This window comes from Streptomyces sp. NBC_00523 (assembly GCF_036346615.1).
Classification (GTDB): Bacteria; Actinomycetota; Actinomycetes; order Streptomycetales; family Streptomycetaceae; genus Streptomyces.
The window spans coordinates 3747055-3769128 of the sequence record NZ_CP107836.1 but is presented as its reverse complement, the minus strand read 5'-3'; the positions used below and the strand labels follow the sequence as shown (position 1 = coordinate 3769128).

20 protein-coding genes are annotated in these 22074 nt (G+C 70.4%); 14 read left to right on the top strand and 6 right to left on the bottom strand.

Annotated elements, in window-relative coordinates; translation table 11 throughout:
• Window positions 1-20 precede the first annotated feature (20 nt).
• Together OHS17_RS17040 and OHS17_RS17035 are read left to right on the top strand one after the other, a co-directional pair.
• Window positions 21-1508, top strand: coding sequence for a PP2C family protein-serine/threonine phosphatase (locus OHS17_RS17040; protein WP_330312861.1), 1488 nt, complete (start codon window positions 21-23; stop codon window positions 1506-1508).
• A 98-nt stretch (window positions 1509-1606) separates the two neighbouring features.
• Window positions 1607-3067 carry an aminopeptidase P family protein gene (locus OHS17_RS17035; RefSeq protein ID WP_330312860.1) on the top strand — a complete coding sequence of 487 codons (1461 nt, stop codon included), beginning with the start codon at window positions 1607-1609 and terminating at the stop codon, window positions 3065-3067.
• A 36-nt stretch (window positions 3068-3103) separates the two neighbouring features.
• On the opposite strand, the gene OHS17_RS17030 is transcribed toward OHS17_RS17035, so the two are convergent.
• Window positions 3104-3649 carry an ATP-binding protein gene (locus tag OHS17_RS17030; protein ID WP_330312859.1) on the bottom strand — a complete coding sequence of 182 codons (546 nt, stop codon included), beginning with the start codon at window positions 3647-3649 and terminating at the stop codon, window positions 3104-3106.
• Between the two features lie 268 nt (window positions 3650-3917).
• On the opposite strand from OHS17_RS17030, the gene OHS17_RS17025 reads away from it, so the two are divergent.
• The 9 genes from OHS17_RS17025 to OHS17_RS16985 all read left to right on the top strand — a co-directional run bounded on the left by OHS17_RS17025 (window position 3918) and on the right by OHS17_RS16985 (window position 13651).
• Window positions 3918-4733, top strand: coding sequence for a hypothetical protein (locus tag OHS17_RS17025; protein ID WP_330312858.1), 816 nt, complete (start codon window positions 3918-3920; stop codon window positions 4731-4733).
• Window positions 4734-4874: 141 nt separating this feature from the next.
• Window positions 4875-5615, top strand: a complete 741-nt coding sequence (locus OHS17_RS17020; protein WP_330312857.1) for a YcnI family copper-binding membrane protein — start codon at window positions 4875-4877, stop codon at window positions 5613-5615.
• A 68-nt stretch (window positions 5616-5683) separates the two neighbouring features.
• On the top strand, window positions 5684-6337 hold the full coding sequence (locus OHS17_RS17015; RefSeq protein WP_330312856.1) for an SCO family protein: 654 nt from the start codon (window positions 5684-5686) through the stop codon (window positions 6335-6337).
• The gene (locus OHS17_RS17010; RefSeq protein WP_330312855.1) at window positions 6334-6783 is read left to right on the top strand and encodes a copper chaperone PCu(A)C; all 450 of its coding nucleotides are present in this window, start codon (window positions 6334-6336) and stop codon (window positions 6781-6783) included. The genes OHS17_RS17015 and OHS17_RS17010 overlap by 4 nt, the downstream gene beginning before the upstream one ends.
• A gap of 14 nt (window positions 6784-6797) precedes the next feature.
• Entirely contained in the window at window positions 6798-8732 is a 1935-nt protein-coding gene (locus tag OHS17_RS17005) for a copper resistance CopC/CopD family protein (protein WP_330312854.1), read from the top strand.
• Between the two features lie 8 nt (window positions 8733-8740).
• Window positions 8741-10045 carry an iron uptake transporter deferrochelatase/peroxidase subunit gene (efeB, locus tag OHS17_RS17000; protein WP_330312853.1) on the top strand — a complete coding sequence of 435 codons (1305 nt, stop codon included), beginning with the start codon at window positions 8741-8743 and terminating at the stop codon, window positions 10043-10045.
• Between the two features lie 59 nt (window positions 10046-10104).
• On the top strand, window positions 10105-11040 hold the full coding sequence (gene pheA, locus OHS17_RS16995; RefSeq protein ID WP_330312852.1) for a prephenate dehydratase: 936 nt from the start codon (window positions 10105-10107) through the stop codon (window positions 11038-11040).
• A 518-nt stretch (window positions 11041-11558) separates the two neighbouring features.
• The gene (gene serS / locus OHS17_RS16990) at window positions 11559-12848 is read left to right on the top strand and encodes a serine--tRNA ligase (protein ID WP_330312851.1); all 1290 of its coding nucleotides are present in this window, start codon (window positions 11559-11561) and stop codon (window positions 12846-12848) included.
• Window positions 12845-13651 (top strand): HAD family hydrolase, encoded by an 807-nt coding sequence (locus tag OHS17_RS16985; protein ID WP_073863828.1) that lies wholly within the window; start codon window positions 12845-12847, stop codon window positions 13649-13651. Before serS ends, OHS17_RS16985 begins: the two co-directional genes overlap by 4 nt.
• Window positions 13652-13732: 81 nt before the next feature.
• Here the strand turns inward: OHS17_RS16985 and OHS17_RS16980 are convergent, their stop codons facing one another.
• The 5 genes from OHS17_RS16980 to OHS17_RS16960 form a co-directional block, all read right to left on the bottom strand.
• Window positions 13733-14425, bottom strand: a complete 693-nt coding sequence (locus tag OHS17_RS16980; RefSeq protein ID WP_330312850.1) for a hypothetical protein — start codon at window positions 14423-14425, stop codon at window positions 13733-13735.
• Between the two features lie 291 nt (window positions 14426-14716).
• Window positions 14717-15436, bottom strand: a complete 720-nt coding sequence (locus OHS17_RS16975) for an ABC transporter permease (RefSeq protein ID WP_073966701.1) — start codon at window positions 15434-15436, stop codon at window positions 14717-14719.
• A 23-nt stretch (window positions 15437-15459) separates the two neighbouring features.
• A complete protein-coding gene (locus tag OHS17_RS16970) occupies window positions 15460-16371 on the bottom strand; it encodes an ABC transporter ATP-binding protein (protein WP_018101836.1) in 912 nt (303 codons plus the stop codon).
• The gene (locus OHS17_RS16965; RefSeq protein ID WP_330312849.1) at window positions 16368-17276 is read right to left on the bottom strand and encodes an ABC transporter permease; all 909 of its coding nucleotides are present in this window, start codon (window positions 17274-17276) and stop codon (window positions 16368-16370) included. The genes OHS17_RS16970 and OHS17_RS16965 overlap by 4 nt, the downstream gene beginning before the upstream one ends.
• Window positions 17266-18234, bottom strand: coding sequence for an ABC transporter ATP-binding protein (locus OHS17_RS16960; protein WP_330312848.1), 969 nt, complete (start codon window positions 18232-18234; stop codon window positions 17266-17268). Before OHS17_RS16960 ends, OHS17_RS16965 begins: the two co-directional genes overlap by 11 nt.
• A gap of 369 nt (window positions 18235-18603) precedes the next feature.
• Here OHS17_RS16960 and OHS17_RS16955 point away from each other — a divergent pair, with 369 nt between their 5' ends.
• From OHS17_RS16955 to OHS17_RS16945, 3 genes are all read left to right on the top strand, one after another.
• On the top strand, window positions 18604-20376 hold the full coding sequence (locus tag OHS17_RS16955) for an SDR family oxidoreductase (protein WP_330315276.1): 1773 nt from the start codon (window positions 18604-18606) through the stop codon (window positions 20374-20376).
• Window positions 20377-20426: 50 nt separating this feature from the next.
• The gene (locus OHS17_RS16950) at window positions 20427-21347 is read left to right on the top strand and encodes a MerR family transcriptional regulator (RefSeq protein ID WP_443053269.1); all 921 of its coding nucleotides are present in this window, start codon (window positions 20427-20429) and stop codon (window positions 21345-21347) included.
• A gap of 168 nt (window positions 21348-21515) precedes the next feature.
• Window positions 21516-22058 carry an RNA 2'-phosphotransferase gene (locus OHS17_RS16945; RefSeq protein ID WP_330312846.1) on the top strand — a complete coding sequence of 181 codons (543 nt, stop codon included), beginning with the start codon at window positions 21516-21518 and terminating at the stop codon, window positions 22056-22058.
• The last annotated feature ends 16 nt before the right edge of the window (window positions 22059-22074 follow it).

Sequence of the window (22074 nt, the reverse complement as noted above, 5' to 3'; positions counted from 1 at the left end):
CCGGGTTTTCCGGGGGGACAATGCTGGACATCGCCTCACTTGTGCGTGTACATGTGGATGCACTGGTAGCGGCGCAGAATGACATGGGGGTTTGCGATGCTATTCGACGGAACACACCGATCGGAAAGCTGGCGACCATGAGCGCTCCGCACCTGCCAAAACTGGCTGGAATCGATCCCACAGTTCCGGTTTCGGACGAGACTCCCGGGCCAATCGAGGCGGTGCCCCCGGCGCCCGGCGCCTTCCTCCAGGACCGGCTCGCCGGCTGGGTCTCCGACCTCACCACGCTCCACGAGCTCACCGAGCGCCTGGCCGGAACCAGCACCCTGGACGACGCACTGCACGAGTTCCTCGACGCCGGAGCCGCCCTGGTCGGCGCCCGCAGGGGCCTGGTCGCCTTCGAACCCTCCGACCGGCGCGGCCCCGTCAGCACCATCGGTCTCGGGCTGGCCCACGCCGAACTGGGCCAGATCGAGACCGTGCCGCGCAGCGCCACCTCGTACGGACGCATCCTGGAGGGCCTGCCCAACCCGGACGGCCCGCTGACCACCCCCGACCTGCTCGGCGACACCGGCCTGGACCCCCGCAGACGCGAGGTCGCCGCCCGCCTCGGCTACGCCGCCAGCTACGCACTCCCCCTCGCCACCGCGACGACCGGACGGCTCGGCGCCGCCGTCTGGCTCTACGACGAACCCGCCGAACCCCTGGAACGCCAGCGCCACCTCGTCGGCCTGTACGCCGGATACGCCTCCGAGCACCTGGCCCGCCTGCTGGAACTGGAACGGGCCAGGGCGGACGTCGCCACCGTGGCCGAGGAGCTGCTGCCCACCCGGCTGCCCCGGATCCCCGGCGTCCAGCTCGCCGTCCGCCACGAGGTGGCCCCGCAGGGCGGCGGCGACTGGTACGACGCCCTGGCCCTGCCGGAGGGCGCCCTCGGGCTCGCCGTCGGCTCGGTGGGCGGCTCGGGCCCCAGCGCGCTCGCCGCCACGGGACGCCTGCGCGCCGGACTGCGCGCGTACGCGGTGATGGAGGGCGAGGACCCCGTCGCCGTGCTCTCCGACCTCGAACTGCTGCTCCGGCTGACCGAGCCGGCCCGTTCGGCGACCGCGCTCTTCGCGTACTGCGAACCGGCCCGCCGCAGGATTCTGCTCGCCGGGGCCGGGCACACGCCGCCCCTGATCATCGGCGAGCGCCGCACCTCGTACGTGGAGACCACGCTCTCCGCCCCGCTGGGCATGCTGTCCTGCTGGGAGGCACCCAGCGTGGACGTCACCGCCGCACCCGGAGAGACGGTTCTGCTGTACACCGACGGGCTGCTGCGCCGGGCCGGCGACTCGATGGACCGGGCGTACGCGCGCCTCCATTCGGCGGCGTCGAGCGTCCCCAGGGCGCTGCGCGGGGACGCCGCCTCGGTGGCCGACCACGTGGTGCGCACCGTGCTGCCGGACGGGGCCGGGCGGGCGGACTGCGCCGAGGACGTGGTCGTGCTCGCGGCCCGGTTCGACTGATCCGGGACCTTCGCGTGTAAGAGGTCTTCCGGCCCTGGGCCCCCTTCCGTACGCCCGTACGATGGAGGAGGTCCAGCGTCGTATCAAGGAGAACAGTCGTGTCTGAGGAGTTCCCGGAGACCCCGGAGACCGAAGAGACAGAGCCGGTCAAGCAGCGGAAGAACGGCCTGTACCCGGGCGTGTCCGACGAGCTCGCCGCGAGCATGCAGTCCGGCTGGGCCGACACCGAGCTGCACGGCCTGGAGCCGATCGCCCAGGCCGGTCACACCGCCGACCGCCGCGCCGCGCTGTCCGCGCGCTTCCCCGGCGAGCGGCTGGTCATTCCCGCGGGCCGGCTGAAGACCCGTTCCAATGACACCGAGTACGCCTTCCGCGCCTCCACCGAGTACGCGTACCTCACCGGCGACCAGACGCAGGACGGCGTCCTCGTCCTGGAGCCGGCGGACGACGGCCACGAGGCGACCCTCTACCTGCTGCCCCGCTCGAACCGGGAGAACGGCGAGTTCTGGCTCGACGGCCAGGGCGAGCTGTGGGTCGGCCGCCGCCACTCACTCACCGAGGCCGAGCAGCTGCTGGGCATCCCCGCCAAGGACGTGCGCGAGCTGCCCGCCGCGCTGGCCGAGGCCACCGGCCCCGTCCGCAACGTCCGCGGCCACGACGCCGGCATCGAGGCCGCCCTGACCGACAAGGTCACCGCCGAGCGCGACGAGGAGCTGCGGGTCTACCTCTCCGAGGCGCGCCTCGTGAAGGACGCCTTCGAGATCGCCGAGCTGACGAAGGCGTGCGACATCACCGCGCGCGGCTTCGAGGACGTCGTGAAGGTCCTCGACAAGGCCGAGGCCACCAGCGAGCGCTACATCGAGGGAACGTTCTTCCTGCGCGCGCGCATCGAGGGCAACGACATCGGGTACGGCTCGATCTGCGCCGCGGGACCGCACGCGACCACCCTGCACTGGGTACGCAACGACGGCGCCGTCCGCTCGGGCGAGCTGCTGCTGCTGGACGCCGGGGTGGAGACCAACGACCTCTACACGGCCGACGTGACCCGCACCCTTCCCATCAGCGGCACGTTCACACCGCTCCAGCGCAAGATCTACGACGCGGTGTACGAGGCCCAGGAGGCGGGTATCGCCGCGGTCAAGCCCGGCGCCGACTTCCGCGACTTCCACGACGCCGCACAGCGGGTCCTCACCGAGAAGCTCGTCGAGTGGGGCCTGCTCGGCGACCTGTCGGTGGAGAAGGTCCTGGAGCTGGGCCTTCAGCGCCGCTGGACCCTGCACGGCACCGGCCACATGCTCGGCATGGACGTCCACGACTGCGCCGCCGCGCGCACCGAGGCGTATGTGAACGGCACCCTGGAACCGGGCGTCTGCCTCACCGTCGAGCCCGGTCTCTACTTCCAGGCCGACGACCTCACCGTGCCCGAGGAGTACCGCGGCATCGGCGTCCGGATCGAGGACGACATCCTCGTCACCGAGGACGGCAACCGGAACCTCTCGGACAAGCTGCCCCGGCAGGCCGACGAGGTCGAGGCGTGGATGGCCGCGCTCAAGGGCTGATCCGCCGCCTGCGCCACGTAAGGAGGGGCGCCCCGCTCACGACACCATGAGCAGGGCGTCCTTCCGCCATTTCAGGACCTTGTCGAAGCTCACGACCGCGCCGGCGCACCCCGGGCGGTTACCGAAGTGGACGTGGTCGGCCAGCTGTTCGATCAGGCACAGGCCCCGTCCCTCCTCGGCGGTGACGGGCGGATACGACGCGTACTGCGGGTCCGGCAGTCCGCTCCCGGGCTGCCGCTCCGACGTGTGAGGCCCGCCCCGGGTGGGAAAGCCGGGCCCCGAATCGGCGACTTCGATGCGGCACTTCTCGCCGTCCAGATACGCGGTGACCCGGTACTGGCCACTGGCCGTGGCCGACGGGTCCTCCCAGGCGTCCCGGTCCTTCCGGGTGCCGTCCGAGGTGGCGTCGTACTCCCCGCCGTGCTCGACCGCGTTCGCACAGGCTTCGCTGAGCGCGAGAGACAGGTCGAAGGAGATGTCCGGGTCCACGCCCGCGGATTCCATCGTGCCGAGCAGGAACCGGCGGGCGAGCGGGACGCTCGCAGCATCGCGCCGCAAATGGAGTGACCACCAGATGCTCATGCTCCGGCCTCCTGGTTGCGGCTAGACATACCGCTACGTATTGCCGCACTCGGGCGGTCGTAAGCACGTGCGTGCTCTGATGCCGCCCATTCGGCGGATAGCCGGACGCACCCCACCCGTGTATCCCGGTGCCACACGCCCGTCACGCCCGGACCGGGAGCTGCCGGAATCCGTGCGAACGGCCCTGGTCACGCCCAATCCACCCGGAAGACGACCTTCCGGACCTGCCGTACGGGGGCGGGGGGCCGGGTGCGATGATGGGCCCGCCATGTCTGTGTCAGTGGGACGCGCCGGAGCCGGTCTACGGCTGCTGAGGGCCGCGGTGTTCGCCGCGGTCTGCGTCGCGTTGTCCGCGGCCGGGCACGCGCTGGCCGCCTGCGCGACCGTCCCCTGGTGGACGCTGCTCGCCGGATTCCTCGGCGTCCTCGCGGTGGCCGTCCCCCTCGCCGGACGCGAACGCTCACTGCCCTCCATCGCCGCGGCCCTGGCCGGCGGACAGCTCGCCCTGCACACCCTGTTCGGGCTGGGCACGCACACCATGACCCCCGGGGCGACGGGCGGCGACGACGCGCTGATCCGGTTCGCGGCGAGCCTTGTCTGCGGCGCCGGACCCCAGCAGCTGAACGCCGCCGACGCGCGGCACATCGTCGGCACCGCGGGCATCGACCCGGCGGCGGTGACCGCCCAGGCGCACCAGCATCCGGCCGCCGCCCCTTCCGGCCCCGCCTGGGACACCCCGGCCGGCCTCCTCCACACGCTTCCCAGCCTGCCCATGCTCCTCGGGCACCTGCTGGCCGCCCTGGCCACCGGCTGGCTGCTGCGGCGGGGCGAGGTCGCCCTGTTCCGGCTCGCCCGGCTGTCGGCGCACGGCGCCCAGCAGGTCGCGGCCGGGGCCCGGCTCCGGGCGCTGCGCGACGCGTTCCGGCTCGTCGCCGCCCTGCGCAGCGGCCTGGCCGGCGAGGCCGCGACCGGGCCGCGCACTCCTCGTACCGCCGTGGACGCACCGTGCCCGGCCACCGCGGATCCGTTGCAGCACCTGGTGATCCGGCGCGGACCGCCCTCCGCGCTCGCTCTCGCAGCCTGACGCGACGCCCTCCACACGATGCGCACCCGCCCCTCCGGGCCCCAGTGCGCGTTCCACCCGTACGGAAGTGGCGTCGCGATACCGGTGCGCACCCGTGCGCCGGAGCACCTTTCCTTCGTGCCCTGTGGAGTGATCCCTGTCATGAACGTTTCCCGCATCGCCCTCGTCGGCGGCGTCGCCGCGTCCACCGTGCTGCTGCTCGCCGGTACGGCCTCCGCCCACGTCAGCGTCCAGCCGCAGGGCGAGGCCGCCAAGGGCGGCTACGCCGTCATCAACTTCAAGGTCCCCAACGAGCGTGACAACGCCTCGACGACCAAGCTCGAAGTGAACTTCCCGACCGACCACCCGCTGGCGTCCGTCATGCCGCAGCCGGTGCCCGGCTGGGACATCGAGGTGACGACGAGCAAGCTGGCCAAGCCGCTGCAGATGCACGGCAAGACGATCAACGAGGCCGTCTCCAAGGTCACCTGGACCGGCGGCAAGATCGAGCCCGGCCGCTTCCAGCAGTTCCCGCTCTCCGTCGGCCAGCTCCCCGAGGACGCCGACCAGCTGGTGTTCAAGGCGATCCAGACGTACTCCAACAAGGAGGTCGTGCGCTGGATCGAGGAGCCCAAGGAAGGCGCCGACGAGCCCGAGTCCCCCGCCCCCGTCCTCAAGCTGACGGCCGCGGCCGACGACGCGCACGGGGCGGCCGGCGCGGACTCGAAGTCCTCGGACTCCGCTGCCGACTCCGCCGAGAAGAGCGGCGAGACCACCACCGCTTCGGCGTCCTCCTCCGACTCCTCGGACAACACCGCCCGGGTACTCGGCATCGTCGGCATCGTCATCGGCGTCGCCGGCGTGGCGTTCGGTGTCCTGGCCGGGCGCCGGCGTACGACCTGACAGGCCCCACGGGGGCCAGGCTCTCCTGGCCCCCACCCGCTCCACCGACTCCTCAGGAACAGTGCTCCATGGTTAAGAAGATCGTTCCGGCCGCGGCGCTCGTCGTCGCGGCCGCGCTCACCCTGTCCGCCTGCGGCGGCAGTGACAACGACAGCAAGAAGCCCGTGGCCGACGTGTCGATGCAGACGAAGACGCAGGCCGCGACGGTGCTCGACCAGCCGTTCACCAAGCCCGACCTCGTCCTGACCGACACGCACGGCAAGAAGTACGACCTGCGCAAGGAGACCAAGGGCAAGCCGACGCTCATCTACTTCGGCTACACCAACTGCCCCGACGTCTGCCCGCTCATCATGAGCAACATCGCCATCGCCAAGAAGGCCCTGCCCCAGGCCGACCAGGACAACCTCCGGGTCGTCTTCGTCACCACCGACCCGGAACGGGACACCCCGGCCTCCCTCGGCAGCTGGCTCAAGGCGCAGGACCCCTCCTTCATCGGCCTCACCGGCGACTTCCCGGCCATCCAGGCGGGCGCCCGGCAGATCGGCATCGGCATCTCCCCGCCGAAGAAGGAGAAGGACGGCACGGTCGTCTCGATGCACGGCTCGCAGGTCATCGCCTTCTCCCCGAAGACCGACAAGGGCTACGTGCTGTACAGCGAGGACACCACGCCCGACGACTACACCAAGGACCTCCCCAAGATCGTCAAGGGGGAGAACCCGTGAACCACCGCACCACCCTCGCCGCTGCCCTGGCCGTGACCGCGGGCCTGACGCTGGCGGGGTGCTCGACCTCCTCGGACAAGCCGGAGCTGAAGGTCATCGGCGGGTTCATGCCGCAGCCCGTCAACGACATGGCGGCCGGCTTCCTCGTCGTGCAGAACAATGGCACCGGCGACGACCGCCTCACCTCGGTCACCAGCCCGCTCTCGGACGACGTCACGATCCACGAGACGAAGGACCAGGTCATGCGGAAGGTGACGTCCTTCGACGTGCCCGCGGGCGGTGAGCTGGATCTCGAACGTGGTGGCAGCCACATCATGTTCATGAAGCTCAAGAAGCAGCCGAAGCAGGGCCAGAAGGTGTCCGTGGAACTGCACTTCGAGAAGGCCGGCGCGATCGAGGTCGACCTTCCCGTGAAGGAGACCACCCACAACCCGAAGAAGCAGTGAGGGACTGACACGCCATGACAGCCACCGCCCCGCCCTTCGGGCCGCCCCCGTCCGCCCTGCGCCGGCCGCTCGCCGCAGCCGGGCTGCTCACCGCGCTGCTCGGCGCGGTGCTCGGCCTGCTGCTGGCCGTCGCGGCCCCCGCGTCGGCCCACGCCGCGCTCACCGGGAGCGATCCGCAGGACGGGGCGGTGGTCGCCACGGCACCCACCCAGGTCACCCTCACCTTCTCCGAACAGGTCGCCCTCGGCGCGGACTCCATCCGCGTCCTGGACCCCTCGGGCAAGCGCGCCGACACCAAGACCGCCCCGCGCGACCTGCACAGCGGGTCCACCGTGAAGTACGGCGTGGCCCTGCGCGGCGGCCTCGGCAACGGCACGTACACCGTGGCCTGGCAGGCGGTCTCCGCCGACAGCCACCCGGTCTCCGGCGCCTTCACCTTCTCCATCGGGGCACCCTCCGAGACCAGCGTCGCCCTCCCCGACAGCGAGGCCGGGGGCGGACTCGTCGGCACGCTCTACGACATCGCGCGCTACGCCGCGTACGCCGGGTTCATCGTGCTCGCGGGCGGTGCCGCCTTCGTTCTGGCCTGCTGGCAGCGCGGGGCGGGGGCGCGTCCGCTGCAACGTCTGGTCGTACGCGGCTGGATGACGCTCACCGCGGCGACCATCGCGATGTTGCTCCTGCGCAGCTCGTACACCGGCTCCGGGGAGCTGGGGGACGTCCTCGACCTGGACGGCCTCAAGGCGGTCCTCGACACCAAGCCCGGTGCCGCCCTCGTTTCGCGGCTCCTGCTGCTCGGCGCCAGCGCCCTGTTCGTCGCGGTGCTCTTCGGCACGTACGCCAAGCGCGAGGACCCGCGCGAGAAGAGGGACCTCACCTTCGGCCTCGCCATCGGCGGCGCCGTCATCGCCGCCGGTATCGCGGGCACCTGGGCGCTCGCCGAGCACGCGTCGACCGGTATCCAGCCCGGCATCGCGATGCCCGTGGACGTGCTCCACCTGCTGGCCGTCGCCGCCTGGCTGGGCGGGCTCGTGGCGCTGCTGACCGCGCTGTACCGCACGCCCGACCTGACCTCCGCGGCCGTACGCCGCTTCTCCACGATCGCCTTCGTCAGCGTGGTCGTCCTCGTCGCGACGGGCGTCTACCAGTCGTGGCGGCAGGTCGGCACGTGGTCGGCGCTGACCGGTACGGGCTACGGGCAGCTGCTGCTGGTCAAGGTGGGGCTCGTCGCCGTCCTGGTGGGCATCGCGTCGATGTCGCGCCGGTGGACGGGGAAGCTCGCGGAGGGCAGCGATGCCCCGGCCGCGGTGACGCCCGAAGCCGACGAGGAGCCCGAGGCCGGAGCGGAGGCCGAACCGGATACCGCCGATGACCCCGCCCGCGCCGCTCAGCTCGCCCGGCAGCGGGCCGCCGTGGCCACCGCCGAGAAGAAGCGGATACGCGACGCCGACCCCGGCCGGTCGGGGCTGCGCCGCTCCGTACTGGCCGAGGTCGGCGTGGCCGTGGCCCTGCTTGCGGTGACCACCGTGCTGACGTCGACCGAGCCGGGTCGTACGCAGGAAGAGGCGGCCCGCTCCACGTCGGCGGCGGCCGGTCCCGTGGACAGCGGTCCCGTCAACCTCGCGCTGCCCTTCGACACCGGCAGTACGAACGGCAAGGGCACGGTACGGATGGACATCGACCCGGGCCGCACCGGCGCCAACGTGATCCACCTGTGGATCGAGGACCCCGCCAAGAAGCCCATGGACGTCCCCGAGGTGAAGGTCGCCTTCACCCTGGAGTCCAAGGACATCGGCCCCCTGCCGGCCGTCCCGGTCCGGCTGACCGAGGGCCACTGGACCGCCACCGGCCTCCAGCTCCCGATCGCGGGCGACTGGAAGGTCGCCGTGACGGTACGGACCTCCGACATCGACCAGACGACGGTCGACAAGAACGTGAAGATCGGCTGAGCAGGACCGTGAGCGGAAAAAGCACGCGCAGCAACACCCCTAACGCCCAGGCCACGAGTAACACCCAGGCCCTCTCCCGGCGGCGGCTGCTCGGCACCGCAGGCGCCGCCGGGGCGACCGGGCTGGTCCTCGGCGCGGCCGGCGGCGCCACCGGCTATGCCGCGACCCGTGACGAGGCACCGGCCGCACTGACCACGGTCGGCTCCACCGAGGTGATGTTTCACGGGAAACATCAACCGGGGATCACGACTCCGCTTCAGGCGTCCGGCCATCTGATCGCCTTCGACCTCGCCCCCGGGGCCGGACGCAAGCAGGCCGCCGCCCTGATGCGCCGGTGGTCCGCGGTGGCACAGCGACTGATGGCCGGCGAACCCACCGCGGGCGCGGCGGACGGCCCCGGACACGACACCGGTGTCGCGCTGGACGCGGGCCCGTCCTCGCTCACCGTCACCTTCGGCTTCGGCGCCACCTTCTTCGAACGCACCGGCCTCACCAAGCACCGCCCGCCGGGGCTCGACCCGCTGCCGCCGTTCTCCTCCGACCACCTCGACGCGGGCCGGTCCAACGGAGACCTGTGGGTCCAGATCGGCGCCGACGACGCGCTCGTCGCCTTCCACGCGCTGCGGGCCGTACAGAAGGAGGCCGCCTCGACGGCCACCGTGCGCTGGCAGATGAACGGCTTCAACCGCGCGCCCGGCGCGACCGCGAAGCCGATGACGGCCCGCAACCTGATGGGCCAGATCGACGGCACCGGCAACCCGAAGCCCACGGACGACGACTTCGCCCGGCGCGTGTTCGTCCCCGGCGGCCAGGACCCGGCGTACGACTGGCTCACGGGCGGCTCCTACGCGGTGGTCCGGCGCATCCGGATGCTCCTGGACGACTGGGAGAAGCTGCCGGTGGAGCGCCAGGAGCGGGTCATCGGCCGACGCAAGGCGGATGGCGCCCCCCTCAGCGGCGGCACCGAGACCACCGCGATGGACCTCGACAAGGCGGGCCCGGACGGCAAGCTGCTGATCCCGGACAACGCGCACGCCCGGATCTCGTCCCCCGAGCGCAACAGCGGTGCGGCGATGCTGCGCCGGCCGTTCTCGTACCACGACGGGATCTCCCGGGACGGCACCCCGGACGCCGGGCTGCTGTTCATCTGCTGGCAGGCCGACCCACTGCGCGGCTTCGTCCCGGTGCAGCGCAAGCTCGACCGGGGGGACGCGCTCTCCCCCTTCATCCGCCACGAGGCGAGCGGGCTGTTCGCGGTGCCGGGCGGGGCGGCGGCCGGTGAGTACGTGGGGCAGCGGCTCCTGGAGTCCTGAGCCGCGGAGGCCCACCCGTCCGGGGCTTCCGCGCCGTCACCGCGCACTAGGGTGACGGTATGTCCGCCACGCGCTACGCCTATCTCGGCCCCGAAGGCACCTTCACCGAGGTCGCCCTCCGTACGCTCCCGGAAGCAGCCACCCGCGAGCTCGTCCCGATGGTCTCGGTGCCGGCGGCTCTGGACGCGGTGCGCAACGGAACGGCCGCCGCGGCACTCGTACCGATCGAGAACTCCGTCGAGGGCGGCATCACCACCACCCTCGACCAGCTCACCAGCGGAGAGCCGCTGATGATCTACCGCGAGGTGCTCCTCTCCATCACCTTCGCGCTGCTCGTACGGCCCGGCACCAAGCTGTCCGACATCAAGACGGTCACCGCTCACCCGGCCGCGCAGCCGCAGGTGCGCAACTGGATGGCCGCCCATCTCCCGCAGGCGGTATGGGAGTCGGCGGCATCCAATGCGGACGGTGCGCGGCTCGTGCAGGAGGGCCGCTACGACGCCGCCTTCGCGGGGGAGTTCGCGGCGGAGCGGTACGGACTCGAACCGCTGGTGACCGAGATCCACGACGCGGAGAACGCGCAGACCCGCTTCGTACTCGTGGGCCGTCCGGCCCGGCCCTCCGCGCCGACCGGTGCGGACAAGACCTCCGTGGTCATCTGGCTGGGCGACGACCATCCCGGCGCCCTGCTCGAACTGCTCCAGGAGTTCGCGGTGCGCGGGGTGAACCTGATGCTGATCCAGTCGCGGCCGACCGGGGCCGGCATCGGCAACTACTGCTTCGCGGTGGACGCGGAGGGCCACATCTCCGACCGCCGGGTCGGCGAGGCGCTGATGGGGCTCAAGCGCATCTGCCCGAATGTGCGCTTCCTCGGCTCCTATCCGCGGGCCGGTGTGACTCCGGAGAACGTACGCCCGCTGCGCGCGGGCACCTCCGACGCGGAGTTCACCGAGGCGTCCGACTGGCTGGCACGCAACCAGGATGGGCGGGCCTGATCCAGCCCTGGGCCCCTTGGCCCGGGGCTGCTTCGTGTCCACAGGGCCGGTGCGATCAGAGGATTGTCCACCCCGTGGAAAAGTTATCCACAGGCGAGGGATTACACCTGGGGACAAGTCGACACCGCAATCCGACATGGTCGACAAACCGACACAGCCCACTCACACCCATCCACAGGGCATCTGTTCGCCCCGTGTCAGCCCAATTCCGTTGATCAACTCTTTAGGGCTAGCAATTCCCACCCGAACGAGCGCGTGAAACGGGTTTGAACCTTGAATCCAGGTGCATTCACCAGGCCCCCGGAATGATCTCTTCCACGTCCACAGACTTCCCCCACAGCCTGTGGATAACTTTGACGAGTCGACCACTCCTGTGGAAAAGCGCCGCCCAACTACCCCACCACGCAAGCCTCGTGGCCCACTCGCCCCACAATGCCGAATACCGGCAATTCGGGCAAAGCGCCACGCTTGGTCCTATCGGTTCAAGTGGGCGAAGCCGACACCGGTAGCCTGGAGGAGTGATTGACCTTCGCCTGATTCGTGAGGACCCCGACCGTGTTCGCGCCTCCCAGCGCAACCGGGGAGAGGACGTCGCACTCGTCGATGCCCTGCTCTCCGCCGACGAACGGCGCAGGTCGTCCGGGGCCGCTTTCGACGAACTCCGTTCCGAGCAGAAATCGCTCGGCAAACTCATCCCCAAGGCCTCTCCCGAGGAGCGCGCCGCACTCCTGACCCGCGCCGAGCAGCTCAAGGCCGACGTCAAGGCGGCCGACGCCGCCCAGGACGAGGCCGACGCGGAGACCAGGAACCTGCTGCTGCGGCTCGGCAACATCGTCCACCCGGACGTGCCGGTCGGCGGCGAGGAGGACTTCGTCGTCCTGGAGACGCACGGAACGATCCGCGACTTCGGCGCCGAGGGATTCCAGCCCAAGGACCACCTCGAGCTCGGCGAGGCCCTGGGCGCGATCGACATGGAGCGCGGCGCCAAGGTCTCCGGCTCCCGCTTCTACTACCTGACGGGCGTCGGCGCGCTGCTGGAGCTCGCCCTCGTCAACGCGGCGATCGCCCAGGCCACCGAGGCCGGCTTCACCCCGATGCTGACCCCGACCCTGGTCCGCCCCCGCGCCATGGAGGGCACCGGCTTCCTCGGCCAGGCCGCGGAGGACGTCTACCACCTGGACAAGGACGACCAGTACCTGGTCGGCACCTCCGAGGTACCGCTCGCCGCGTACCACATGGACGAGATCATCGACGCGGAGAAGCTGCCGCTGCGCTACGCCGGCTACTCCTCCTGCTACCGCCGCGAGGCGGGGACGTACGGCAAGGACACCCGCGGCATCTTCCGGGTGCACCAGTTCACCAAGGTCGAGATGTTCTCGTACGTCGACCCGGCGGACGCGGAGTCCGAGCACCTGCGGCTGCTGGACTGGGAGAAGCAGTGGCTCACCGGCCTCGAACTGCCCTTCCAGGTCATCGACGTCGCCAGCGGCGACCTGGGGGCCTCGGCCACCAGGAAGTACGACTGCGAGGCGTGGATCCCGACGCAGGGCAAGTACCGCGAGCTGACCTCGGCGTCCAACTGCTGCGAATTCCAGGCGCGCAGGCTCTCGGTCCGGATGCGGGACAACCGCGACGGCAAGAAGACCATGCGGCCCCTGGCCACGCTGAACGGCACGCTTTGCGCCGTCCCGCGCACCATCGTGGCGATCCTGGAGAACCACCAGCTGGCCGACGGTTCGGTGCGGGTACCCGAGGTACTCCGCCCCTACCTGGGCGGGCGCGAGATTCTGGAGCCGGTCGTCAAGTGACCTTCCCCTACAAGCTCGTCGCCACCGACCTCGACGGCACCCTGCTGCGCGACGACGAAACGGTCTCCGCACGAACGCGCGAGGCGCTGAAGGCCGCCGCCGGTGCCGGCGCGGCGCACATCGTCGTCACCGGCCGCGCCGTCCCATGGACCCGGCACATCCTGGACGACCTCGGCTACGAGGGCCTGGCCGTCTGCGCGCAGGGCGCCCAGGTCTACCACGCGGGTGAGCGCAGGCTGCTCACGTCGCTCACCCTGGACCGGCAGCTCGCCGGGCTCGCCCTCTCCAAGGTCGAGGCCGAGGTCGGTCCGCTGGCGCTGGCCGCGAGCCGCGACGGGCTCGACGGCGAGGTGCTGGTCGGGCCGGGCTACCGCGTCCAGGAAGGACCGCGTCCGGCCGTCTTCGTCCAGGACCCGGCCGAGATGTGGGCCGCTCCGCTGAACAAGGTGTACATACAGCACCCGGATCTGGACGACGACGCACTGGCGAAGGCCGCGCGGGCGGCGGTCGGCAATCTGGTGGACGTGGTCATGGCGGGCCCCGGGGTCGTGGAGATCCTGCCGCTGGGACTGAGCAAGGCCACCGGCCTCTCGCTCGCCGCGCGCCGGCTGGGCGTGAAGGCCGCGGACACGATCGCCTTCGGCGACATGCCCAACGACATCCCCATGTTCGCCTGGGCCCGGCACGGCGTGGCCATGGCCAACGCCCACGCCGATCTGAAGGCCGTCGCCCAGGAGACCACCACGTCGAACGACGACGACGGGATCGCCGTGGTGCTGGAGCGGTTGCTGCGGGAGTCGTAGACCGCCCGCTCTCTTCGCGCGGCTCAGGGACCGGGGCACCGCCCCGGTCCCTGAGCCTTTTCTCCGGCTGCCCGGGTCGGATCAGCGCTTGTTGCGGCGGTTCAGCTCCTTCAGATTGCGCGCCAGGGCGTCCATGCGGTCGTCGAGCCGGACCACGTCCTCGGAGACCCCGCTGAGCCGCACGCTCATGGCGCCGACGACCTGGTGGGTCGCCTCCAGCCTGCGGTCGAGGCTGTCGAGCCGGTGCGACATCCGGTTGAGGACCGGGCCCAGTTCCTGGAGCGCGGTGCCCACGCCTGCCAGATGGCTCTCGACCCGGGTGACCCGGTGTTCGAGCGACGCGTATCCCGCGCGCAGGTCCTGCTCGGCGTCGAGCAGATACGTACGCACGCAGCGCGCGACGTCGCTGTCGCGAAGAAGCATGGCGACGTTGAGGACGGTCCGGCGGGTGAAGAGACGCAGCTGAGTGGCTGCCTGTGGATAACTTCCGACCCCTTCACCTGCCCATAGGGACAACATGTCCCTATGGAAGGCTTCCAGGTCAGAGCCTCGAAGCGTCCTGAGCCCGTTCTCCTCCAGCTCGACTCGATGGCGGTGGGTCAGCTTTTTGACCACCTCTGTGGATACTTCGAAGTAACGAGCCACGTCCTCTGTGCGAAGGTGAAGCCCATCCGGGAGCATGACAAGGCACTTCACCTTGTCCAGGACGTCGACGCGTCCCATCTGTTCGACGCGCAGGGCGCGTGATTCGAGCAAGGCGACTTCCGTCGGCATGAGCTGCCTTCCGTTCGTGAAAGCTTCGCGGAAATGGACAGCCCTCTCCCCGGGCTTCAGGGGCGGAGGACGCTCACGGTTGCCACTCACTCAAGGAACCGACCGGCGGGTGCTTCCTCGCCGTATCGGCCATCTGCACATTTCACGAACGCTACGACGCCACGGATTCCAGTTGCCTCCACGCACCGTGAACAACGCACCGATAAACGTACAGTTACGCGTAAGACTGTCCGACATGTGACAACCCCCGGCCGATGACCGGGGGTTGTCACATGTCGGACGGCGGTCCGCTCACTCCTCGCCGGCCAGCTTCAGCGTGCGCAGCTTCTGCCCCGCGTACCAGGTCGCCGCGACGGTGACCACGGCCAGCAGGACCGTGGCGAGCGGCAGACCGACGTCCGAGGTGATCGCACCGTTGCCGCCGGTCTTCTCCGCCAGCGCGAGCGACCACTGCTGCACGCTGAGCGTGCGCGCGCCCGGCACCAGGCTGCCGAACAGCGCCTCCCACACCAGCGCGTAGACGAGGCCCAGCACCACCGCGTGCCGACTGACCGTGCCCAGCAGCAGGAACAGCGCGCTGTAGGCGATCGAGGCAACCAGGGCGGCGATGGTGTACGCCACCGCGATCTGCTGGCCGTTGCCGTTGAGGATCAGGCCCGCGATCATCGTCGGCACCGCCGAGAAGACCATGGTCACCGCGATCGCGACGATCAGCTTGGTGAAGATGATCGTCGGCCGGCTCACCGGCTTGGACAGCAGATAGACGATCGAGCCGTCATCGATCTCCGGCCCGATGGCGCCCGTGCCGGCGATCACGCCGATCAGCGGCACCATGGTGGCGATGGCGAATCCGCCCAGGACGTCCGAGGCCACCTGGTCGTCGGCCCCCGCGAACATCCGTACCGCCACCGCGATGACGATGAGCAGTGCGGGCAGGACGAAGAGGATGGCGGCCCGGCGCCGGCCGAGCAGCGCCCGGTAGGTGAGCCGGGCGACTGTGGGGTCGTACATGACGTCACAGCTCCTTGTCGGCCTCAGGCCGCTACGAGATAGGAAAAGACCGATTCGAGGGACTCGTCGGACGGTGAAACGGTCAGCAGACGAATGCCCTGCTCGCGTGCGACCTTGGGCAACAGCGTGGTGAACCGGGCAAAGTCGATCGCCTGGATACGCAAAGCGTTCTCGCTCAGGTCCACTTCGATCCCCGCAGTCGACGGGTCGGCGATGAGCGCGGCGGCCAAAGCCCGGTCGTCGCTGGACCGTACGAGATAGCGGTGCGGGCGGTCCGTCATCAGCCGGCGGATGCGGCGGAAGTCACCGGAGGCCGCGTGCCGGCCCGCGACGACGACCTCGATGTGCGAGGCGAGCTGCTCGACCTCTTCGAGGATGTGCGAGGAGAAGAGGACCGTCCGGCCCTCCGCGCCCATCCGCCGCAGCAGGTCCATCAGCTGCATCCGCTGGCGCGGGTCCATCCCGTTGAACGGCTCGTCCAGCAGCAGCACGGACGGGTTGTGGACGAGCGCGGACGCCATCTTCACGCGCTGGCGCATGCCCTTGCTGTACGTCGCGATCTTGCGGTCCTGCGCGTACTCCATCTCGACCGTGGCCAGAGCCGTGGCCGCCTCGGCGGCGCCCAGTCCGTGCAGTTCGGCGTTGGCCACCACGAACTCGCGGCCGGTCAGGAAGTCGTACATCGCCTCGCGCTCCGGGACGATACCGATCTCCCGGTACACGGCCTCGTTGCGCCAGATCGCCTTCCCGTCCAGCGTCACCGTGCCCGTGGACGGAGCGAGGAACCCGGCCATCATGTTGATCAGCGTCGACTTGCCGGCGCCGTTGGGGCCCAGCAGGCCGGTGACACCGGGGCCCACGGTCATGCTGACGTCGTTGACGGCGACCACGTTGCCGAACCAGCGGGAGGTGTGGTCGATCTCGATCGTGGTCACAGCCCGACCTTCCGGTAGCGGCGCATCAGTACGGCGTACGAGCCGGCGACGAGCGCGAGGACAACGAGCAGGTAGACGACTCCGGCACCGGCGCCCGGGCCGTTCCCGCCGGGGAAGGCCGAGGTCGCGCCGAGGAACGCGGTCTGCACTCCGTCGACCAGCGTGAGCGGGGAGAACAGCCCCAGCCACGGCACCGCGCCTTCCGAACCCGTGGACCAGGCGATGCCCTGGACGGTCGAGACCGCCCCGTACGTGATCATCAGCAGCGCGATGACGGCCGCCACACCGAAGCCGCGGCGCGGGGTCAGCGCGGCCATCACCAGGCCGAGTCCGGCGAACAGCACGGAGAGCAGCAGCACGGAAACCATCCCCTGGGCGAACCACGTGGTCTGGTCGCCGAAGTCGAACTTCCCCAGCAGCGCGCCGATGTAGAGGATCACGACCGGCGCCCCGGTGAGCACGAAGACCGCGGAGGCCATGGCGGCGAACTTGGCGAGGACGTAGTCCCCGTGCTCGATCGGCCGCGAGAAGTACAGCGGCACGGTCTTGAACCGCAGGTCCCTGGAGACCGCCTGCGGCGCCTGCGCGGCGATGAACAGGCTGATGACGGGCTGCAGGTAGATCGCGAACGACGTGTACTTGATGGGGAGTTTCGTCGTCCCCGGGGCGGCGATGGCGACGGCCACGATGATCGCCGCCACCATGCACATCACGCCGAACAGCAGCATGGGCAGCACTTTGGACTTGGCCGACCGGCCGAGCCCGAAGGAGCCGCGCAGGGTCTGCGAGTAGAGCGAGCGGCGGGCGTACGCGCGCCCGAGCCGCGGGCCGTCGTAGGCGCGGTAGCCGATGTTGTGGATCCGGGAGGTCTCGTTCCCGGTCGCGGCGCCGGTCTCAGTGCTCATCGCGTCCGCTCCCCTTCTGCAGTACGGCTCCGACCGGCACGGCCGCGGGCGTCGCCTCGTCGCTGCGGAACACCTCGGCGATGTGGTGCCGGCGCTGTTCCATGCGTACGAGGCCGAGTCCGAGCCCCGCGACGCTGTCGCGTACGAGGTCGTACGTCTCCTCGCCCGTCGCCTCGACCAGCAGGATGTGCCCGGCACCGGGCAGCCCCTGGGTGTCCAGTCCGTCGAGACCGACGAGTGTGACGCCCGCCTCGGTGAGGGAAAGGCGCAGGGCGCCCGTTCCGTCCGGGTGGGTGTCGCTGTCGGTGACCTCGACCGCGAGGGTCGTCGTGGTCTGGGTGAAGTCGCTGGTGGAGCTGGAGCGCAGCAGCTTTCCGCCGTCGACGACGACGACGTGGTCGCAGGTGCGTTCCAGCTCGCCGAGCAGGTGCGAGGTGACCAGGACCGAGATGCCGAAGTCGCTGTAGATCCGGCGGATCAGGCCGAGCATCTCGTCGCGGCCGACCGGATCGAGCCCGTTGGTCGGCTCGTCGAGCAGGACCAGCTGGGGGTCGTGCACCAGCGCCTGGGCCAGCTTCACGCGCTGCTTCATGCCCGTCGAGTAGCCGCCGATGGGGCGGTAGCGCTCCTCGTACAGGCCGACATGGCGCAGGGTGTCCGCCGTGCGTTCTCGGGCGGCGGTCGGCGGCAGGCCGGACATGCGCGCCATGTGGACGACGAACTCGGTGGCCGAGACGTCGGGCGGCAGGCAGTCGTGCTCCGGCATGTAGCCGACCCGCTCGCGGATGGCGGGACCGCTGGTCGAGACGTCGAGCCCGAGCACGGCGGCCCTGCCCTCGGTCGCGGGGGACAGCCCCAGCAGGATCTTGATCAGCGTGGACTTGCCGGCCCCGTTGGCGCCCACCAGCCCGGTCACACCCGGGCCGATGTCCAGGGTGAGCCGGTCAAGTGCGGTCACCCGGGGGAACCGTTTACTCAGACCTTCGGCAGCGATGACATTCACGGATACGACGGTAGTGGCGCGGACCACAGCGGTCGTCAGACCTGACGGCTGGATCGGCGTCAGCCTCGAGTTGTAGGGGACCCGTAAGGGGACCCCATTGAGGACCACGGCAGCCCGCGCCGAAAGCCGTCATGGCCTGCACGAAGAGTTATCCACAGGCCATGCGCACCCCTTGACGTAGCCGCCGGTCATTGTCACATTCATCAGTGTCACGTTACGAGCACGTACCGCACACAGCAGCGAACGGACGGTGGCATGGCGTCACGAGGGAAGAGCGAACGGCCCGTGGGCACGGGGCGGTCCGGAGGAAACGGCGGCCCGCGTCTGCTTGATCTGCCGGGCGCCCGCGAGCGCCGGGTGGCCACGGGCGGCATCGAGCTGTGCGTGGTCGAGCTGGGAGACCCGGAGCGGCCGACGATCGTGCTGGTGCACGGCTATCCGGACAGCAAGGAGGTCTGGACACAGGTCGCCGCCCAACTGGCCGACGCGTGGCACGTCGTGCTGTACGACGTGCGCGGGCACGGCGGCTCGACGGCGCCGAAGCCCCTGCGCGGCGGTTTCACGCTGGAGAAGCTGACCGACGACTTCCTGGCCGTGGCCGACGCGGTGAGCCCGGACCGTCCTGTGCACGTGGTGGGGCACGACTGGGGTTCGGTCCAGTCCTGGGAGTTCGCCACGGTCAGCCGCACGGAGGGCCGGATCGCGTCCTTCACCTCGATGTCCGGCCCTTCCCTGGATCATTTCGGGCACTGGATCAAGCGCCGGGTGAACCGGCCCACCCCGCGCCGGGTCGGCCAGCTCCTCGGGCAGGGCGCCAAGTCCTGGTACGTGTACATGCTGCACACCCCGGTCCTGCCGGAGCTGGCTTGGCGCGGGCCGCTCGGCAAGCGGTGGCCGGGCATTCTGGAGCGGCTGGAGAAGGTGCCCCCGGGCGACTACCCGACGTCCTCCCTGCCCAATGACGCGGCGCACGGGGCCTGGCTCTACCGGGACAACGTCCGTGCCCGGCTGAGCAGGCCGCGTGCCGACGCGTACGCGCACGTGCCGGTGCAGCTGATCACGCCGACCGGGGACGTCTTCCTCTCGGAGCAGCTCTACGACGATCTTGAGTCCTGGGTTCCGCAGTTGACCCGTCGCTCGCTTCCGGCCAAGCACTGGGTGCCGCGCACCCGGCCGGACCAGCTGGCCTCGTGGATCGGGGAGTTCGTGACGGCCACCGAGTCGTCCCGGGCGACCGGCGCTCCGGTGGAGGCCCGTGCGAGTGGGCCGTACGCGGAGTGGTTCGGCGGCCGGCTCGTGCTGGTGACGGGGGCGGCGGGCGGGATAGGGCGCGCCACGGCGCTGGCCTTCGCGGAGGCGGGTGCCCGGGTGGTGGCCGTCGACCGGGATGCCGAAGGGGCCGAGCGCACTGCGGAGGCCGCCCGGCTGGCCGGGGCTCCGGAAGCCTGGGCCGAGGCGGTGGACGTGAGCGACGAGCAGGCCATGGAGAAGCTTGCCGCCCGGGTGGCCGCCGAGTACGGCGTGGTCGATGTGCTGGTCAACAACGCGGGTATCGGGCTGTCGGGCCCGTTCCTGGAGACGACGTCCGAGGACTGGCGGAACGTCCTCGATGTGAACCTGTGGGGGGTCATCCACGGCTGCCGGCTCTTCGGGCGGCAGATGGCGGAGCGCGGTCAGGGCGGCCATATCGTCAACACCGCTTCCGCGGCGGCCTTCCAGCCGTCCCGCGCACTTCCCGCGTACAGCACGTCGAAGGCCGCCGTGCTGATGCTCAGCGAGTGCCTGCGCGCCGAGCTCGCCGAGAAGTCGATCGGGGTCAGCGCGATCTGCCCCGGGATCGTCAACACCGGCATCACGACCACGGCGCGGTTCGTCGGTACGGACGCGGCGGAGGAGCAGCGCCTGCGGAGGCGCGCCGGCAAGCTCTACGGCGCGCGCAACTACCCGCCGGAGAAGGTCGCGCAGGCGGTCCTCCGTGCGGTCGTGCGCAATCAGGCCGTCGTCCCGGTGACGCCGGAGTCCCACGCCGTACGCTTCCTGTCCCGCGTCGGTCCTGGTGTGCTGCGAGGTGTCGCCCGGCTGAAGCCGCCGCTGTGAGCAGGGCGAGGGCTGGAGGTCCCGAGGTCCAACCGGAGGCGGCGGCAGGCCTGTTGGTACCCGAATACCGGATCGAGGATCTCGCGCACGCAAGTGGTGCCACGGTCCGTACGATTCGCGGCTACCAGGACCGCGGACTGCTGCCCGCCCCGGAGCGGCGGGGCCGGTCCAATGTGTACGGCCCCGCCCACCTCGGCCGCCTCCGGCAGATCTCCGATCTGCTGGACCGGGGCTACACCCTGGCCAGCATCAAGGAGTTGCTGGACGCCTGGGACACGGGGCGCGGACTGGGCGGTGTGCTGGGGCTCGTCGCCGAGGTGCACGGCCCGTGGACGGACGAACGGGCCGGCCGCATCACCCTCGCCCAACTGATGGCGAAATTCGGGGGAGAGGCGGATGAGCGGGCCATCGGCGAGGCGATCGAGCTCGGCGTCCTCGAACGGATTCCGGGAAACGACGACGAGTTCGGCGTGCCGAGCCCCCAGGAACTGGCGGTCGCGGTCGAGTTGTACGCCGCGGGCGTGCCGCTCTCCGCGATTGCGGGGCAGCTGAGGGAACTTCGCGGCCAGGTCGAGCAGATAGCCTGCCGCTTCCTTGAGTTCACGACCGAGCACGTCTTCGCCCGATATCTGGGGCATCGGCCACCGACCGACGCAGACGCGGATGACGCGGCGTCGATGGTGCGGCGGCTGAGACCGCTTGCCCAGCAGACCGTGGACGTCGAACTCGCCCGGGCGATGAGGATGTTCGCCACGCAGTACCTGGCGGACAACTTGGCCGTCGACGTGCTCGGCGAAGCGGTCCCCGCTGCTCGGAACGAGGTGTCCGTGAGTCTGCCCGCCTCGACAATCGACGCGGTCGAGCGCCTGGTTGGGTCGAACAGCGTCGGCGCGTTCATTGCCGCCGCCTCCGAACGGGAGGTGAACAAGAGGACGTTGGACTCCCTTGTCTCACCAGCCCCCAGGAAATGACAAGTTACCCAAAACGCCTATTTGGGAAGACGGTTGTCCACAGCAAAGCCAATTTGCCTGTGGATAAGTCGAACTGACTGTGGATCAAACCTCGGAGCGAAAACCGTTCCGGTGAAGCTCGGGCGAAATGGAGATGCACCGAGGACATGTCAGGGGCACGCTGAAGGGATGGATGAAAGACGCACCGTCAAGGTGTCCAAGTACCTCTCCAAGCACCTGCGGCATCAGCCCGAGCGGATCGGGATCACGCTCGACGCCCACGGCTGGGTGCCGATCGAGGAGCTGCTGAGCGCGGCCGCTCGCCATCACTTCCCGATCAGCAGGGCGGAGCTCGACCATGTGGTCGCCTCCAACGACAAGCAGCGTTTCGCCGTGGACGCCGACCGCATCCGGGCGAGCCAGGGCCACACCGTGGCCGTCGACCTGGGGCTCCCGCCGGCCGAACCGCCCGCGTACCTCTACCACGGCACGGTCGGCCGGACCCTGGACGCGATCCGTGCCGAGGGGCTGCGCCCGATGAACCGCACCCATGTGCACCTCTCGCCCGACCGCGAGACCGCCACCCGCGTGGGGGCCCGGCGCGGGCGCCCCGTCGTGCTGTCCGTGGACGCGGGCGCCATGCACCGCGCGGGCCACACCTTCTGGGTCAGCGCCAACGGGGTGTGGCTCACGGATGCCGTGCCCGCCGAGTTCCTGCGCCTGCCGAGCTGATCCGGGAACCGAGAGC